This is a genomic window from Thermoanaerobaculia bacterium, from assembly GCA_035593605.1.
In the GTDB taxonomy this organism is placed as follows: domain Bacteria; phylum Acidobacteriota; class Thermoanaerobaculia; order UBA2201; family DAOSWS01; genus DAOSWS01.
The window spans coordinates 107884-126161 of record DAOSWS010000009.1 but is presented as its reverse complement, the minus strand read 5'-3'; the positions used below and the strand labels follow the sequence as shown (position 1 = coordinate 126161).

Below are 18278 nucleotides of genomic sequence, written 5' to 3'. Positions count from 1 at the left end.
GAAGGATCAGTCCTCCGCGGTCACCCGTTCAAAACATTCCAGGATGTCTCCTTCCTGGACATCCTTGGATCGGTCCACACCGATGCCGCATTCAAAGCCCTTCCGGACTTCGGTAACGTCTTCCGTAAATCGTTTCAGGGAGACGATCTTGGCGGCCCGAACCAGGGTGTTGTCCCGGAGTATCCGGACCTGGGAGCCACGCTTAATGATGCCTTCATTGACCATGCATCCCGCAATGGAACCCACTTTTGGAATACGGATGACCTTGAGAACCTGGGCCGTTCCCGTAACGATTTCCCTTGTTTCGGGTACGACGGCTCCCGTGACTGCGGCCTCGATGTCTTCGATGAGATCGTAAATAATGCTGTAGTGGCGAATTTCGACGCCGAGTACTTCCGCTTCTTTCTGGGCCATTTTTTCCGGTTTGACGTTAAAGCCGATGACCACGGCCCGGGAAGCCTGAGCCAGGGCAACATCGTTCACCGTGATGGTTCCCGCACCCTCGTGCATGACGACAACATCGACATCCTCGGTGGATTTGCTTTCGATCACACTCTTTACAACTTCTAGAGTCCCGGTTACATCGGCCTTGACCACGAAACGAAGGACCTTCTTTTCATCTCCCTGGACGGTAGAGAAGAAATCTTCCAGGGAAACGGTGGTCTTTCGAGCCTGGTCATCCTTGGCGCTCTGACGACGAAGTTCCACGATGCGTTTTGCCTCTTTCTCGTTGGCGACAACCTGAAAGAGATCGCCCGGGGAGGGAAGGGTCGAAAAACCGTTGATTTCAACGGGTGTACTGGGGTCTGCCGATTTGACCTGATTTCCTCGATCATCGTACATGGAGCGGATCTTTCCATAGGTGTTTCCGCAGATGAAATAATCGGAACGGTTGAGGGTTCCCTCCTGCACGAGAACGGTGGCCACCATGCCGCGTCCGGTTTCCTTCCGGGCTTCAAGAATGGTTCCCTTAGCCGGAATCGTGCTGTTGGACTTCAGCTCCTGCATTTCCGCAACCAGAAGAATCATCTCCAGGAGAGTATCGATTCCCGCTCCCGTAACGGCGGACAGGGGAACGACGATTGTGTCTCCGCCCCAATCTTCCGCCAGAAGGCCTCGATCCCCCAGCTGCTTTTTTACCTTATCCGGGTCGGCATTGGCCTTGTCGATCTTATTGACCGCAACAATGATGGGAACATCGGCAGCCTTCGCGTGATTGATCGCTTCCAGGGTCTGCGGCATCACTCCGTCATCCGCGGCAACGACCAGAACAACGATGTCAGTAATCTTGGATCCCCGGGATCGCATATGAGTAAAGGCTTCGTGGCCCGGGGTATCAATGAATACGATCTTCTTATCACCGACAAAGACCTGGTACGCACCGATGTGCTGGGTGATGCCTCCCGCTTCACCGGCCGCTACGCGGGTTTTCCGGATATAGTCCAGAATGGATGTTTTGCCGTGATCGACATGGCCCATAACGGTGACTACGGCAGCCCGGGCTGTGCCTTCCTTGGGTTTCTGGCGCTTCTGGACGTCACTGGCTACCTTTTCTTCGAAGGTCTGGGTTGTATAGGTAAATCCAAGATCTTCGCCCAGCTTCTTCACGAATTCTTCCCGGACCGGCTGGTTTACGGAGAGAATGATGCCTTTCTGAAAGAGATAGGGCATGAAATCTTTGACTTTTACCCCGAGCCGGTCAATCAGGTCCCTGAGTGTCGCACCTTCCGTGAGGGTGACTTCGTGATCCTCCGGGATCATCGATTTGAGCCGTGCTACCTGCTCGTCCAGGGTAAGAGGGACATGAATTTCCACTTCCTCTTCCTCCACCTTTCGCTTTTTTGAACGCAGGCGGGCTGATCTCTGTTCCTCGGCTTCCTGAAGGCGGCGGGCCGTTTCGGCGGATGATCCTACAAATTTCCGTACATCAACGCGCTCGGTCGTGGTTGGATCCGGAGTGGTTTTTGCTTTTCGTTTATCTGTTTTTTTCTTAACTGTTTTTTTGGTTTCCTTGGTCTCTGTGGTTTCCGTAGCCTCCCGCGGCGCAGGACCCTTGGGCGGGCGGACAGGTTTGGCCCGCCCGGGCTGGGTCGTGCCGGCCTTTGCTGCTGTCTTTGGGGCCGGTTTGGATTCCGGCGGCTTTGCGGGCTTTGCGGCGGGTTTTGGTTGTGGCGGTCTTCTTTTCACCTGGATTTCCGCCAGTTTGGGCAGGTTGGATGGAGCCGCTTCTTCCTTGGGCGGAACCTTGATGACCTTTTTGGATGGTTTGGCGGGCCTTGCAGGCCTGGATGGAGCCGGCGCCTCCTCTTTGACGGGAACTTCCTGTACTGGCGGTGCCTCGGGTTCAGAGGCGGGGATCATCTCCTCGACTTCCTGAAGCGTGCTTTTCTTGGGAATGTCGATGACAGGAATGTCCTTCTGTGTAAGGACTTTAACCCTGGGGATCCTGGTCTTCAGCGTCTTCTTGACTTTTCGCTCACGGCCACGATCCTCACGAATAATAACCTGGTTGGGCGCCTCAAGAGGTTTGCCTGAAATGAGGGCCTGCACCACTTCGGGTGGAATTACGTCATCCACGGATTGCACTTTGACCCCGATACTCTGAAGCTCAAAAAGGAGCTCCTTGGGGTTTTTATTCATCGCATTCGCGAGATCCTGAATCTTGATCGTTCCAGCCATCTTGTTTACCCTCTATTCTTCCTCGTCCTCGACCTCGATCTCTTCAAGATCTTCAATAGCGTCAAGAATCTTTTGAGCCTTGGTCATTCCAATCCCTTCGATCCCCGCAAGGGTCTCGGCATCGGTTTCCAGGAGGCTTTCGATCGTGGGATATCCGGCATCGATGAGCTTTTCTGCTATGGAGGGTCCGACACCGGGAATCAGAGTGAGGTCACTGGCTCCCTCCTCTTCTTCATCGATTTCCTGGCCCTGAATAATCCGTGCCAGAGCTTCGGATACCTCCTCTTTAACCTGATGTTCGCTCTTGATTTCTATCCTCACACTGATAAGTTGTGATGCCAGCCTGACGTTCTGACCTTTCTTCCCGATGGCCAGAGAAAGCTGTTCGTCATCCACAACAACATCGAGCTGTTTTTCCGACTGCCCCATACCCTTTACAAGTACGCGATTGATCTTGGCCGGGGCGAGGGCGTTCTGGGCATAGGTGACAATATCTTCCGCAAAGGGGATAACGTCAATCTTTTCCCCGCGAAGCTCCCGGGTTACGGCCTGAACGCGTCCTCCCTTCATCCCCACGCAGGCTCCAACGGGATCCACGTCCCGGTCCCGGGAAAACACGGCAACCTTGGCACGCTCACCGGCTTCCCGTACGGCATTCTTGATAATGACCGTGCCATCGTAAATTTCGGGAACTTCCATCTCCATGAGCCGGATGAGGAGCCGGGAATCGGTTCGGGAAAGGAGGACCTGTGGACCCGACGGTTTGGGGGAAATGCCAACCACGACGGCTCGGATTCGTTCTCCGATGGACCATCGCTCCATGCGGGACTGGTCTTCCCGTGTGATTTTCCCCTCGGCCTTTCCAAGGTCCACGACAATTTCACCCTTTTCAAAGCGTTTCACCGAGCCGGTAATGAGATCTCCAATCTTCTGGTTGTACTCTTCAGCAATCTTGGAGCGTTCGGCGTCCCGGATTCTCTGAAAGAGTACCTGTTTGGCTGTCTGGGCCGCAATTCTTCCCAGGCCCGTGGTCTCCAGCTCCTCTTTCCAGAGATCACCCGCCTTGAGGCCGGGATCATCCTTCTGTGCATCTTCCAGGGAAATCTGCTCCACGGGGTCTTCTACCTCGTCCACCACATCCTTGACGTGGAACACCTTGAAGATGTTCTTTTCCGGATCATGATGGGCCACCACTCTTCCCTTGATGCGGTGGAATCGACGAGCGGCCGCGGCCATCGCGTCTTCCAGGGCATGGATGATCAGCTCAACGTCCAGATCCTTCTCGCGAGCGGTCTCCTTGATGGCATAAATGAGATCCATGGTTAATCAACCTCCTCCCACGGTCCCAGAAGCCGGGACGCGCGGACTATACGTTTGGGTACGGTCAGGGTGCCGGAAGAACGGCGAAAGGTCAGCGTTTCCTTTTTACAGCTTTCCAGCGTGGCGTGAAGGACCCGTGTTCCCTCCACGGCTTCCGTGAGGGTTACCTTCATGGGACGTCCGACAAATTTTGGATATTCACTTTCATGAAAGATGGGGCGTTCCACGCCCGGTGAGGATACTTCCAGGCTGTAGGAATGGGAAATGGGATCGAGGACATCCAGAAGGGCCGAGATTTCACGGGATACCCGCTCACAGTCACTCAGGGTAATGCCCTCATCCCGCTCAATGAAGAGACGGAGCACTCCCCGGCCTCTCCCGCCCTTCCACTCGACGTGGACGAGATCATACCCGAGGTCCCTTACGGCCTCCTTCATTTCCCTCATTACCTTTTCAGGCAGCATAGACTCCTCGTAAGAAAGAAAAAAGTGGGCGTCACGCCCACTTTCAACACCCTTTGGATCCTATCACCATGAAATGGAAAAGTCAAGGGATGACGGGCCCCGTGATACAATGAATTCATAACAACAGCGGGTGACCCCGGGTGTGATCACCGTCACACAATTTCGAGGTAAAAGGCCGTATGGTAGAAATGTCGGGGTCAACCCCGACACGGGTTTGTGGTGGAACTCGAGTCTGGTATGTGTCGACCCCGTAGGAATGAGGTGCGGGGTCGAGTCTCTCCCCGGGTACCGGATACCTGGAGGAGAAAAGGAGATGGCCATGAAAAAGGCTTTTCTGGCGCTGTTTCTTATTGGTATTTCAGGGATGCTCTCTGCGCAGGGTTGGGTCCAGCGGGCCGACATCCAGGGGGATATTACGGATGTACTGGTAATCGGCTGGAACGGGAGCTCGGGCGATATCTATGTGGCGACCAACGGGTCGGGGGTCTACTATTCAACCGACGGTGTCTGCTGGAGCGAACGAAACAACGGGCTGGGGGATCTCCAGGTCGTCGCCCTTGCCTGGGCCAATGACTGTTGTCCCAACTACGTCAAGGCGGCCACGCTATCCGGCCTGGTCTACTACAGCCCGGACTACGGGCAAAACTGGTACCTTGACGGTTTCGGGCTGGATTCGATTGACCTTTCCTACACACCCACAGATCTGACAATGATCTACGACGGTTACCTGGGCACCTGGCTGACGTACATGAGCACGATCGGCGCGGGAGTTCTCCGGCAGGAATTTATCAACGATCTATGGCAGCCGTACAACATCATGGGAGGAGCGGGAGGATTGATCAATCTCGATATCCTTTCCATCGCCTCGGCCCAGGATACTTCGACGGGGAAGCACAAGGTCGTTGCCGGTGCCCGCGGGAGAGTCGGAGACAGCCAGCATCCATCGACTGTTTACGTGATGCCGGATCCACAGGACAACGGATGGTGGCAGGCCACGGGCACACCGGATGACGTATCTTTTCCCTCTGTGGCCTTCCATGAATCCGGGTTCGCCATCGTCGGCACCACCACCAATGCATCCGGTATCGGACAGGGAGTCTATTACTCCATTGATCTCGATTCAAGTCCGACCTTTCAAAGAATCTGTAACTTTCCTCCCAATCAGCCTTTTACCGCAGTGGACTATTACTATGATTCCAGTGCGTCCAGGTACCGGATCTCCGCCGGCACACCCCGCGGGATCTGGTGGGTGGATGACCCCTGGCACTGCAACATCGTGGGGTATTCGCGCTTTTCCCAGTTCCGCGGATCGATCGCTGCCCTGGGGATCGGGAATTCCGGATCGGCCTGGGCGGGGGGACCGGGAAAGGGTCCCGTGCGGTTCAATCCAACCAGCGTGTCGGGGGCCGTGACCAATGTCCGGGGAAATTCATCTGGATGTTATCTGAAGGATTACAACATCGTCGATATCGCGCCCAGCCCCAACTTCGGAAGTTCGGACACAACCGTTTTCACGGCATCGGGAATCGGCGGTGTTTACAAAAATATGGATCCGATCAACTGCAACAACAACCAGAACGGATACTTTTACCGGATGATCGGGGACCCCGACTCGTGGGGTACGGTCCCGATCCTGAAAGTGAAGCCCCAGATCAATTATAACGAGCAGGGATGTTATGCCCAGCAGGTGGTCTACGCGACAACCCTCGGAAAAGGTCTCATGCGCAGTGACGATGGGGGCCGGTCCTGGAGGTACAGGAACGGCCTGAACGGGGAGCTCGACAACGCGGTCATCACTGATATTGTCCTTCACCCGACCAATGAAGCGTATATCTACGTTTCTGCTTATGGAAAGGGAGTCTATGGCAGTCCCAACCGGGGGGATACCTGGACCCTCCTCGGATCAATACCCAATCCCAGGGTCCTGAGCCTCGCGGTTCCGGACAATTGTAATTATGCTAATCCGACCCTCTACGCCGGGTTTCGCCCCGTAACCAGCGTTCTGGGACAGGAGTACGGCCTCTACAAGTATGAAAACGGGGAATGGCTCGTTTACCCGGACACCTATGGAATGAACGTCGCGGAAATTGAGCTGAGCCCGCAGTTTTCTACCTATCCTCGGGTCATTATCGGCCTGGAAGAGAGGCCGGGGGCCCCGGACGGAATTCGCTATTCTATCAATGGTGGGGACACCTGGACCGACATCACCGGTTCCCTGCCTTCTCCGACCCACGTGGATGACCTTAAAATGTCCCCCGGGTATGTCAATGACCAGATGGTCCTGACGACGATTCGCTCTTCCGCGGGGGGAAGCGGAATTTTCTGGGCCAGTGAATATTACGGATGGTCCTGGAACCGGATCAACAGAGGCGACCTCCCGGACAACCAGGTCCTGAGTACGGCCTTTGCCCCGGGATTTCTCTTCCGGGGAGAGATCTTTGCCGGCCACGCGACCCAGGGGCTCTTCTCCGCCTATCTCGATATCGACTATACCGACCCGACCTGTCCCTTCCAGGCGGCCAGCGGCTTTTTCAACGTACCTCCCCATATCCGGGGCCTCGCTGTCTCCCCGGACGATTCAAACCTTGTCTTCGCCGCCACATCCAACGAAGGCGTCTTTATCAGCCGGGACGGCGGGGATACCTTTCAGCCCTGGTCGAAGGGGCCCTACCTTGCCGCAGGCAACCTTTGTCCGGTGGAAAGCGTGACCTCCGTCGCCGTGACGGAGACAGTCTCCGGGGCAACATATCTGGAGGAAGATTTTTCCAGCGGGATTCCGGGGACATGGACCATTATTAATGGTGGTATAGGCGCTGTGGGAGGGCCAGGATTGACCTGGATGGTTGACGGAACCGTTTGTGATCGACAGGAAGATGAATACTATCCTGATCTCTTTACCGATCCTTATGTGATCGCCGATTCCGATTGCGAGGGAGGGGGCGCCACTCAGGATGAATGGCTGATTACACCCTACCTGAATACCTCATCGGCTCAGAAGCTTGTCGTTTCCTTCAGTCATCTCTTCTATACCTATTCGGGGAATGAGCATGGCTATGTCAAAGTCTGCTCCTCGGCCACCGGCGGCAACTGCGGGGACGATGTGGGGGACTGGGTTACAGTCATGGACTACAACGGGGATGATTTTATCGGAAGAACCACGATTGATCTGACACCATACAGGGGAACGGGATTCCGGGTAGCCTTTCACTATACCGATGCCACCTACGACTGGTTCTGGGCTGTGGATAACGTCACGATCGGTGAACTTGCGCCGCGGGTTGTTGTCGGGACCGAGGATAACGGGATCTACTTTGCCGATTATGACGATTCGGCTTACTTCGGAACTTTTAATCCTTCCAATATCAACATCGGATCAGTGACGGAACTCCGGTACTCTTCTTATGACGAGGACATGCGGGCTTCCCATATCCAGTATGGAGACCTCCATTCCGCCGATTTCGGAGAAACCTGGGATGTGGTTCCGGGAATCCCCGGAGGGTACGGGATGACCGATGTGGCCTACGGGGATGGATTTAAACGGGCCCTGAACGGCTTTACCTGGGGATGCTCCTCGGGAAAACAGGTTGCCTCCGTCCGGGCGGTGGGAGACTGCATCAACACGGCGGCAGCCTGGTATTATCAGCCCTCATTGGGATTCTGGCAAGAATGTGGAGCCACCATTCCCGATACATGCGAGGACTTTCGGGCCATCCTGGAATTGAATTCCGGAGCCGTCCTCCTCGGGTCGATCGGGGTCGGCAACGGTGCTCCCGACAGCTATTCCGAAGGGGTTTATCGCCTGGATACGGCCTGCTGGGCCTCGGGGGCGGAGTGGGTACCCTCCAACGAAGGTCTGCCCATCTACCCCGGCGGGGAAAATGCGGGTAAGATCACAGCCTTCTATCAGGATCCCATCAACCAGTTTGTGCTTGCCGCAGTGAATGACTCCTATACGACTGACGGTAATGATGGAGGCGTCTATTACTCCGATTCATCATCGGACGGGCGGGCCTGGGTAAAAACTGACCTGCCGGCCGTGGAGCCGGGGAGTTTTGAATTGACCTCAACATCGGGAGGAACCACGGTTTACACCGGTCTTACCAGCGACGGAATCTGGTCTTCCCTACCCTCATCGATCGGTGTCCTGTCCCCGGCCGGTTTCTTCGAATGTGCAACAGAGGCATGTGAGGTCTGCCTCGGTTCCTCCACGACGTTCTGGAACTATTCCGCCGGGAACGTGACCGGGTACAGCTGGAGCTTTGGAGACGGTTTCGGTTACTCTTCCCAGGCTTCCCCAACTTACATTTATCCGTACTCCGGTTCCTATACGGTGTCCCTGACCGTGTCCAATTCGTACGGTTCCGATCCTACCCCTTATACACGGGGTTTCGAGGTAAAGGAAGAACTCGATTTCAATGGAACCTCAGACAGACTGACGGTCTCGAGGATTGATTCGTCCACCGTGACCCTCTCCTGGGATGATCTGAACGCGGGCGAAACGGGATACCAGGTCTGGGCCTCCAACAGCGCATCCAGCGGATCGACGTATGGATCGCCCGTGGGCCCCGATACGACATCGGCGACGGCATCCGGCTACACCTATTTCCGGATCCAGCCGCTGGGTTCGGGATATGCCTGCGGAAACGGTCCGGTGGGGGGCAGCTGGTAACAAGGCGGCTCTCTTTCGGGATCGGGCATTGTGTGACCGGGATCACACTTTCGGGATAGCGGATACGTTATCATAGGAATGGAGGGCATCGTGTCACATGCCATGGATGCCCGAAGGAGATCCTATGAGACGCTATCTTGGTATGGTTGTTCTTCTCTTCCTTGCCGGTGGACTCCATGCGCAGGGCTGGGTCCAGCGGGCCGACATCCAGGGAGATGTGACCGATATTCTTGTGGCAGCCTGGAACGGGTCGACGGGCCATATCTTTGCCGCCACCAACGGTTCGGGTGTCTATTACAGCACCGACGGAATCTGCTGGCAGACCCGATCCAACGGCCTCACCGATCTCCAGGTTACGGCAATCGCGGCCCGATGGGAAAATACCGGATCGGCGTTCCAGGGCCGCCTCATGGCGGCGACGGTCTCCGGAAAGGTCTTCCTTTCAAACAATTACGGGACAAACTGGTATCCGGCCAGCCTCGGTTTGAACCTGATCCAGGATTCATTTATCCCGACGGACCTTTCGGTCGTATGGGACCAGGCCCATGGCACCTATTACACGTATATGTCCACGCTGGGGGCCGGGATGCTTCGCCAGACCGGGTGGGGTACGACCGCCCAGTGGGCGGCCTACAATTCCAGTGTCGTTTCCGCCAACAATAAATACCTTCTCTGTGTCGCGGCCCTGACCCAGGGAACGACAACGGGAGCCAAGCACCGCATTATTGCCGGAACCCTCAATAATGGGGGAGGAACGGAACTTTACTATGCGATGGATCCCAACGACGGGCTTCAGATGGTCTCCCAGTCCCAGCTTCCCTCAGGGGTTTCCATCCTCTCCGTTGCCTTCCATGAACTGACCTTTGCCCTTGTCGGCCTTTCCACCGATTCGAGCGGGACGGGGTACGGCGTTTACACGTCCGACGGGTCTCTGGGTACGTGGACACCCGTCTGTTCCGATCCCCCCGACCAGGGAATCTGGGCCGTCGACTACACGAACATGGGTACCTATTACAGGATTACGGCGGGGACGCGCCGCGGCCTCTGGACCGTGGACGATCCCTCCAACTGCGGATCGCCTGCCTACGAGGCCTTTCCCGGTTTCCGGGGCGCCATCCGCACCCTGGCCCACGGCTCCGGCACGGCGGCCTGGGCCGGCGGCCCCGGCAAGGGCCCCCTCTTCTATAGCCCGTCGAGTCCTTCTTCGGGAGTTTCCAACCGACGCTGTAATTTCTACGATTACAACATCCTCGACATCGCGCCGAGCCCTTACTTTTCTAATGGGGACTGGACGATCTATACCGCCTCGGGTGTCGGGGGTGTATACAAGAACCGTGACTTTATCGAGATGGGATCCTCCCCCGTCGGGTACTTCTTCCGGATGGTCGGAGATCCCGATTCGTGGGGCACCGTTCCCGTCCTTGCCGTGGAAACCGACTTGAACTACCTCGAGGGATCGTGCTCCTCCGCCACGTCCACCACGGTATACGCCGGAACCTTCGGCCGGGGGGTGATCCGGTCCGACGACGGCGGGCGTTCCTGGGTCTTTGCCAACGGGGACGGAGATCAGCTCGCTGGGACGATCGTCACCGACCTGGTCATGGTCCCCCCGGATGGCCCACTCCTGGCCGCGGTATACAACCAGGGAGTGTACCGCTCCTATGACGGGGGGCGAAGCTGGAGCCAGCTCGGATCGATCGCAAACAAGCAGATTCTCTCCCTGGCCGCCGCCGAGGGTGGATCCCAGCCGTGGATCTACGCCGGGTGCCGGCCCTATGATATCAATAACACCTCCGACATCGACCAGAAGTTCGGTCTCTTCCGCTTCGATTTATCACAGGGATGGCAGAGGGTCGGCCAGACCTATTTTTTCAACAAGAGCGTTACGGCCATCGGCCTTCCCCCGAGCTACAACAGCCACGGGTACCTCTACGTGGGTACAGAGGCCAATGGCGTCTTTTTCGGTCGAGATTACGGGATGACCAACGATGACTTCTTTGACTTCAACGGGACGAGCCAGACGATTCCGCCCAAGATCAACGACCTGAAGGTCTCGCCGTCATGGGACTCCTACGTTCCCGCCGTCCTCATTGCAGCGGAACCCAGCAATACGAGCAACGGCGGAGTCTACGTCACGGTGGATACGGATCCTTCAAGCGAAGAGTGGACGCAGGCCAACCTGGGACTTCCCTCCGACCGCCGGGTCCAGAGCGTTGCCTTCGCCCCCGGGTACCCGAACAACTCTCTTTCCATCTTCTGCGGCCACGCCACGCAGGGGCTTTTCACCGCCCGCTGGGACTACGGGAACGGCTTCGAGGGGTGGGACCAGGCCAATGGCTTTCTGAACGTGCCGCCCGACATCACGGGGATTGCCGCCGCTCCCGACGACGCTTCGCTTCTCTTTGCGACGAGCCGGTACGAGGGCGTCTTCATCAGCCGGGACGGGGGGGACACCTTCCAGCCCTGGGGTGCCAACCTCACCTATTACGACACGACGGCCGGGAAGGACTGCCCCATTCCTGAAATGCTCTCGATCGCTGTCACCAACATGGATCCGGGAATGATCTACATGGAGGAAAAGTTTGATGCGGCACCATCTTGGCCGTCAGGGTGGTATGCAATCGATGGGGGATCATGTACTGGAGCACCACAATATACTTGGAATACGTACGATTATGGAAATAGAAACCTGGGTTCACCGTTGCAAGCACCATACGCCATAATCGATTCTGATAATCAGGGAAGTGGGTGTACACAAAATGACGCACTTTACTCTCCTTCTATTGATACAAGACTATCTGAACAACTCTGGCTTGAATTTGATCATATTTTTACAATGTTCTCGGGTTACGGAAGTGATATCGCTGAAGTATGGGTTAAGAATCCCTCAACCGGATATTGGTATCAGGTTCCGGGTGCTCATTGGGATGAAGCGGGTGGAAGTAGTTCCGGGCATGTGGCATTTGATATTTCAGCTTACATAGGAAATGGTACACAATTTCTTTTTCAATATTGGGGGGCCTACGATTATTTATGGGCCGTCGATAATGTGACTCTTTACTCACCCGCCAGCGATACCCGTCGGGTGGTCGTGGGAACACGGGGACACGGAATCTACTACGCCGATCACACCGAAAACCAGTATTTCGGGGATTTCACGCCTTCCAACATCGAAACAGGTTCGGTGAACGAAGTCCGCTTCATCTCCCGGAACGAGGACATGCGGGCCGCCCACGTCCCCAATGGTGATCTACACTCTGCCGATCTTGGCGTGACCTGGGACACGGTATCCGGAATTCCCGCCGGATGGGGCCTCACCGACGTCTCCTTCAGTGACGGTCTGAAACGGGCCCTGAACGGCTTTACCTGGGGATGTTCCTCGGGTAAGCAGGTTGCCCCCACCCGGGGACCCGGCGACTGCATCGGCTCGGGCGCAGCCTGGTACTATCAGCCTTCCTTTGGTGCCTGGCAGGAATGTGACGCGACGATCCCCGACCCGTGTGAAGATTTCCGGGCAATCAAGGAGCTCGATTCGGGGACGGTTCTCCTGGGATCGATCGGCGTGGGATCGGGTGCGCCCGATATCTACACCGAGGGGATCTACCGGCTGGACACCTCCTGTTCCGCTGTCGGGGCGGCCTGGGAGCCGGCCAGCGAAGGCCTTCCCACCTATCCGGGTGGACAGAATGCAGGGAAGGTGACGGCCTTCTACCAGGATCCCGTCGATCACTTTATCCTGGCTGCCGTAAGCGACGCCTACCTGACAAATGGTGATGACGGCGGTGTCTACTATTCCGATGTCTCTTCCGACGGCCGGGCCTGGGTCAAGACCGATCTTCCCGCCGCCGACCCGGCCTCATACGATCTTTCCGCGACTTCAGGGGGAACCACAATCTATACGGGGCTGACGGGGGACGGAATCTGGTCTTCCCTGCCCGGAGACATCGGCGTTCTCACCCCCTCCGCCTACTTCGAGTGTGCCACCGGGGCCTGCGAGGTTTGCCTGGGTTCCTCCACGACCTTTTATAACTATTCGGCCGGGAATGTAACCAGCCAGAGCTGGAATTTCGGGGACGGAATCGGATCTTCGGTTCTTCAGTCTCCGAGCTATACTTACACGGGAACGGGAGCCTTCGACGTGTCCCTCTCGGTTACCAATGCCTATGGTACCGATCCGACCCCCTTTGAACGGACCTTCACCGTGAAGGGAGAGCTGGACTGGGATACCGATCTGCCGGGCGAAGGGATTTATCAGGTGACGTACAACTCTGGAACCGATACCCTGACCCTGTACTGGACCGATCTGGACGGAGAGAGCGGTTACAGCATATGGGTGAGCAACACCGCCGCATCACGCCTGGGTGTGGTTGCGACCACGTCAGCGAATGTGACGAGCCGGAGCCTTGCCGGGGCCAGCAATAACTATACGTTCTACCGGATCCAGGCCAACGGATCGGGGTATGTCTGCGGAGCCGGACCGGTGGGGGGGACCTGGTAGAATAACTAAATTCTTAAACTAAAAACCGGGGCTCAGAGCCCCGGTTTTTTTTAGATGTGATCCCCGTCACACCTTCGGGCGGAAGAATCATGTATTCTTGAATCAGGAGGGACTATGCGCCGATCATTCCTGGCAGGCCTGTCATTTCTTATCATGGCGGGCGGGCTTTGTGCCCAGAGTACTCCATGGGAAAAACAGGGAATCGCCTCGGGATCCGTCAATGCCGTCGTAAAACCCGGGGGACCCGTTTTGGAAACCTATATTTCAACGGAGAGCGGAATTTTTGCCTCCCAGTACCCCCAGGACAATGCTCAGCCCTGGTTCGACGACAACCTCGGCATCCGGGATCTGTCCATCACCCGGGTGGAGGGGTGTTACGTGGACATGGATACGACCCTCTTGACTCTTGCGGGTGACGGTGTGTACGCAAGGCTGACCGGCGGTCCGGGCGGCCTCTGGCTCTACAGTCCCGATGATGGTCTGGTGGATTCAGGCGGTAATAAACTCGGATACCGGGATGCCGTGAGCGTGACAATCGGTCCCAATCCCGATCCTCAGAAGCCCTGGTCCATCTATCTTGCTCTCGCAGGACAAGGGATCTACACCAAGTCGTTCTGCAGGGATGGTTTTATCGGGAAGTGGTGTACGACCTCTACTTATATCTATGAAGAGTATCTCGATTCGCAGTCGGAAGGATCGGAATGGTCCCACGCGGAGATTCCCCCGCAGATCCCACCCCCATGCGGCTTTCCCGAACCGGATGCTTGGTCGATTGTTTCCACAAGCTACACCCATACCGGCAGCTATGCCTGGTTTGTACCCGATGGCTTCGTGACCAACCAGTATATTGACGATGCCCTCGTGCTGAACAACATCACCCTGGGAACGGACAACATCCTCTCCTTCTACCATAGTTACAGCCTGGACGGCCAGGCGGGGGGTATGGCATGGCATGGAGGCGTCCTGGAAATCTCGGTCCTTGGAGCCGGGGTCTGGACCGATCTCGGACCGCAGATTATAACCGGTCAGTACAATTCCACGATTTCAGCGGCCTGTAACCCCCTGGACGGCAGGGCCGCGTGGTCCGGCGATACCCTGATGCTCGGCACGCCCTACCAGGTCAAGGTCGATTTGAGCCCTTATAACGGCCAGACCGTCTCGATCCGGTGGCGCCTGGCTTCTGATGACGTGAATACATTCTACCCCGGCTGGTATATCGATGATATTACGATCGGAACGGAGACCGCGGAAGAGTGGGTGGAATTGAACCCCCAGATTCCCAATCCCAACGTTACCGACCTCTACATCGACGGGATGGGAATTCTTTACGCTTCGGCCAAGTACTACGATTCGTCTTTTACGGGGAACGTCTGGCAGCTGGACACGTTGGGTGGAGTATCGTGGACAGAGGTGGGTGCTGCCGGCATCGAATACCTGAGCCTGGGCGGTGTTTCGTGTAACGAAATGATTGGTGCTGTCCAGGGGGAAATTCTGGCGGGAACCCGGGACCATGGGGTCCATGTCTTTGACGGAGCCGGTTTTGTCCCCTGGTGCGGTGTGACCGATCCCCTCCAACTTCCCGAAGGGGATATCCTGGATGTCTCGGTCTATCCGCCTCCGATTGATAATCCGCCCACCCCTTCCTTCAAAAGCGGGGCGGTTACAAAACATTCCGTTTATATGCTCGATTCCGGATGTACGACACCCTATATCCTCTTTTCCGCGTTCAAGGGTGCCCCGGTTTCGGTCCTGTCCGATTACTGTGTGGGAGAAGGAGGAGGAGGGGACCTGATCGTTGGGACGCTGGGAACCGGTCTCTTCCGGTTTCCCTGCAATACACCGGCATCGCCTCCGTCTCCCCTGGGAAACGAAGGCCAGATGACGGAGGGATCGGAAATCAAGACAAAGAACGTATCAAAGCTGATTGTGACCGATGCCGATCCCGGAGATTCGGAACCGCCGGTCATGCTGGCTTCCTCCCTGACCGACGGGATGTACAAGAGCCGGTACGGGATATGGAACATGGGAGGGGTCCTGGGAGATCTTGGATATTTTGTCCGGTATTTTTTCAATCCGCTGAATAATCCGGGGGAGTTTGGGGGAGTACGCGCCTCCTGTATCGTGGTTCCTCCCGGGTACGACGAAACGGGAGTTGCGGATACCGACAGCCTGATGATCTTTCTCGGGACTCTCGATGACGGCGTCTTTGCCAGCCGGGACGGGGGCGGTTCCTGGGCGCACCTTGACAACATGCCGTCCTCCGAAGCCATCGTGGATATGGTTATTTCTCCCGATTTTTCCAATGATCTAACCCTTTTTCTTTTGACTGAAAACGCAAAAATTTATCGTTCAAATAATGCTGGAAACAACTGGACCATGGAAGCTCAATTGACCGTGCCGTCCCATCCCCTTGATATCGTAAAGGGTACCGACCTTGTCATCTCTCCGGGATATGCCAGTGACAGCATTCTCTATGCGGCGACCACCCAGGGTCTTTTTAAACGGCTTTCACCGGGGACCTGGAGCCAGGCCTGGGACGGCGGACCCGTACTCAGTGTCGATCTTTCAGCCCTGTTCGATGAGAGCATGGTTCCGATTCAGGATTATGAGAACAGTACGATTGTCATCGGAACGGAATTGCAGGGCATGCTGTACTCGATAAATTTCGGCTCCACTTTTTCCTCCATCTTTCCCGTCGGCGATATCTCCTTTTCTTCTATACCCACCGTGAAGTTTCATCCGGCCTCAGATGCAGTCGGCAGCAACCGGGATCTTCTTCTCTTCTTTGCTTCGGGAGTCTATTCTGCCTCGGGGGAATCGACAACCTTCGGGTACACGACCTACAACGTGACCAACGGGACGTGGAACCCGGCTCAGAATATCGGGGGACAGGACGATTTCAAGATTACTTCGATTGTCTTTGAACCGGGATTCGATCGAAGCAATTCATCGAAACCGAATTACATCTATACCGGACACTCCAATTCCAAGGTGTGGCGGGCCGTCTGGGGGGAGTGGACCTGGAACAAGATGGCGGGATTCTTCTCCTCTCCCCCGGAAATCAACGACCTGGCCGTCAAGCCCGATGAGCCCAATATCGTCCTGGCCGGAACGATGGACTATGGGGTCATGATCTCCTTTGACGGAGGCCTGACCTTCTTTCCGGCCGGAATTCCAAAGAGGGGCAATGGGACGATTATCCATGACGTCTCTGCCCTTACGATTACGGATACACCGCCTTCTGAACCGGCTCTCATCGCGGCGGGAACGTTCGGTGACGGAATGCATTACCGGACCTTTGATTCCCTTAAAACGCTCTATTATCCCGATCCCTCCGATCCGACCTGGGATCCCCGCTGGTATGCCTCCACGGGATTGACGTCGGGGGAGGTATACGACGTGGAATACCGGGGGCCGTACTGCGAGATGTGGGCGGGAGCGGATTCGGGGACCTACCTTTCCTCGGATTACGGGCGGACGTGGACCTTTGACGCGCCGTCGGGGTTTTCGAATGTCTATGAGATCGGGGACTGCTACACGCCGAAGCGCGCGTTGAACGGGTTTACGTGGGGTGCCCGTGCGGGGGTGAAGGCACCGGCCCGTGCGTCGGGGGACGGATCGGCATGGCTGAAGATCGGGGAAGGATCGTGGACAGTACAGGCGACGGCGGGACTGGACACGGACTGCGACTTTGAAGCGATCCACCAGGATTCGATCGGGGTGGTGAGTGCGGGGACGGTTTTTCTGGGATGTGCCTATTCGCCGACGAGCCCGTGGATTCGGGTCTATCGAGGAGAGGGGTGCCCGACCGTGGGCGAGCCCTCGGGGACGTGCGCGTGGGAAGCCTCGGACGAGGGTATGGAAGGGACGTCAGGCGCGGTGGAAGCCTTCGCGAAGTCGTCGAACGGTCTTCTTGTGGGTGTGTCGGAGAGTTCGGTGGGAGCGGGAGACGGAGGGGTCTTTTTCACGGACACCCACTCGAAGGGGTACGCGTGGGTGGACGTGTCGCAGAACGGGTACGCGATGGACTGCAAAAGTTCGACGACGCTGACCTCGAGCGGGACGACGCTCTACTCGGGGACGTCGTGCGAGGGAGCCTATGCCTCGACGTCGATCGATACGGAGGGAATCAATCCGGTGGCCTACTACACATGGGGTCAGGATGAATGGGACGACGCGGCCTTCAGCTTTGAGGATCGCTCCTGTTGTGACACGACGGACTACAGCTGGGACTTTTCGGGGACGTTTGACTGGGGAGCGTCGGTGGTGCATCACTACACACCTGGAGGAGAGGTGGTTCTTCCGACGCTGTGGGCCACCAATGCCACGAGTTCGGACGACTTCACGGGGAGCATGGATGAGCCGGTGTACATTGCCTATCTGAGTGACGTGGCCTGGAGCGGGAGCGACGTGACGGTGACGTGGGAGCGTCTGGCTTCGGATACGGGGTTCAGTTACGAAGTGTACCGGGACACGGACCCGGACGGATCTGGCCGGGCCCTGGTGCAGACGATCCCGGCGGGAGACGGAACGTGGTGTGACGCGGTAACGTGCTGGTACACATTTACGGACGGTGCCGCCTTCGCCTGCTATCGCGTACGGGTCGTTCCGTAGATTTATTAAAAAACACTGCATTCATGCGGGAAAA

Annotated in this window: 6 protein-coding genes; 3 read left to right on the top strand and 3 right to left on the bottom strand. The window is 56.7% G+C overall.

Going from position 1 to position 18278, the window contains the following annotated elements; all coding sequences use genetic code 11:
- Positions 1 to 6: 6 nt before the first annotated feature.
- The 3 genes from infB to PLD04_06340 are packed head-to-tail and all read right to left on the bottom strand — an operon-like array spanning position 7 to position 4463.
- Complete coding sequence (gene infB, locus PLD04_06350) at positions 7 to 2679, bottom strand: translation initiation factor IF-2 (GenBank protein ID HXK67947.1); 2673 nt, start codon at positions 2677 to 2679, stop codon at positions 7 to 9.
- A 12-nt stretch (positions 2680 to 2691) separates the two neighbouring features.
- Positions 2692 to 3999: a transcription termination factor NusA gene (nusA, locus tag PLD04_06345; protein HXK67946.1), complete on the bottom strand. Its 1308-nt coding sequence runs from the start codon at positions 3997 to 3999 to the stop codon at positions 2692 to 2694.
- A gap of 2 nt (positions 4000 to 4001) precedes the next feature.
- Complete coding sequence (locus tag PLD04_06340; GenBank protein HXK67945.1) at positions 4002 to 4463, bottom strand: ribosome maturation factor RimP; 462 nt, start codon at positions 4461 to 4463, stop codon at positions 4002 to 4004.
- A 319-nt stretch (positions 4464 to 4782) separates the two neighbouring features.
- Here PLD04_06340 and PLD04_06335 point away from each other — a divergent pair, with 319 nt between their 5' ends.
- The 3 genes from PLD04_06335 (at position 4783) to PLD04_06325 (ending at position 18244) form a co-directional block, all read left to right on the top strand.
- Positions 4783 to 9132, top strand: a complete 4350-nt coding sequence (locus PLD04_06335; GenBank protein ID HXK67944.1) for a choice-of-anchor J domain-containing protein — start codon at positions 4783 to 4785, stop codon at positions 9130 to 9132.
- A gap of 124 nt (positions 9133 to 9256) precedes the next feature.
- A complete protein-coding gene (locus PLD04_06330) occupies positions 9257 to 13630 on the top strand; it encodes a PKD domain-containing protein (GenBank protein ID HXK67943.1) in 4374 nt (1457 codons plus the stop codon).
- A gap of 114 nt (positions 13631 to 13744) precedes the next feature.
- Positions 13745 to 18244: a hypothetical protein gene (locus PLD04_06325; protein ID HXK67942.1), complete on the top strand. Its 4500-nt coding sequence runs from the start codon at positions 13745 to 13747 to the stop codon at positions 18242 to 18244.
- The last annotated feature ends 34 nt before the right edge of the window (positions 18245 to 18278 follow it).

Excerpts from the sequence above, each read along its gene's own strand:
- infB (HXK67947.1), bottom strand. The coding sequence starts at position 2,679 with ATGGCTGGAACGATCAAGATTCAGGATCTCGCGAATGCGATGAATAAA.
- PLD04_06335 (HXK67944.1), top strand. The coding sequence starts at position 4,783 with ATGAAAAAGGCTTTTCTGGCGCTGTTTCTTATTGGTATTTCAGGGATG.
- PLD04_06330 (HXK67943.1), top strand. The coding sequence starts at position 9,257 with ATGAGACGCTATCTTGGTATGGTTGTTCTTCTCTTCCTTGCCGGTGGA.
- nusA (HXK67946.1), bottom strand. The coding sequence starts at position 3,999 with ATGGATCTCATTTATGCCATCAAGGAGACCGCTCGCGAGAAGGATCTG.
- PLD04_06340 (HXK67945.1), bottom strand. The coding sequence starts at position 4,463 with ATGCTGCCTGAAAAGGTAATGAGGGAAATGAAGGAGGCCGTAAGGGAC.
- PLD04_06325 (HXK67942.1), top strand. The coding sequence starts at position 13,745 with ATGCGCCGATCATTCCTGGCAGGCCTGTCATTTCTTATCATGGCGGGC.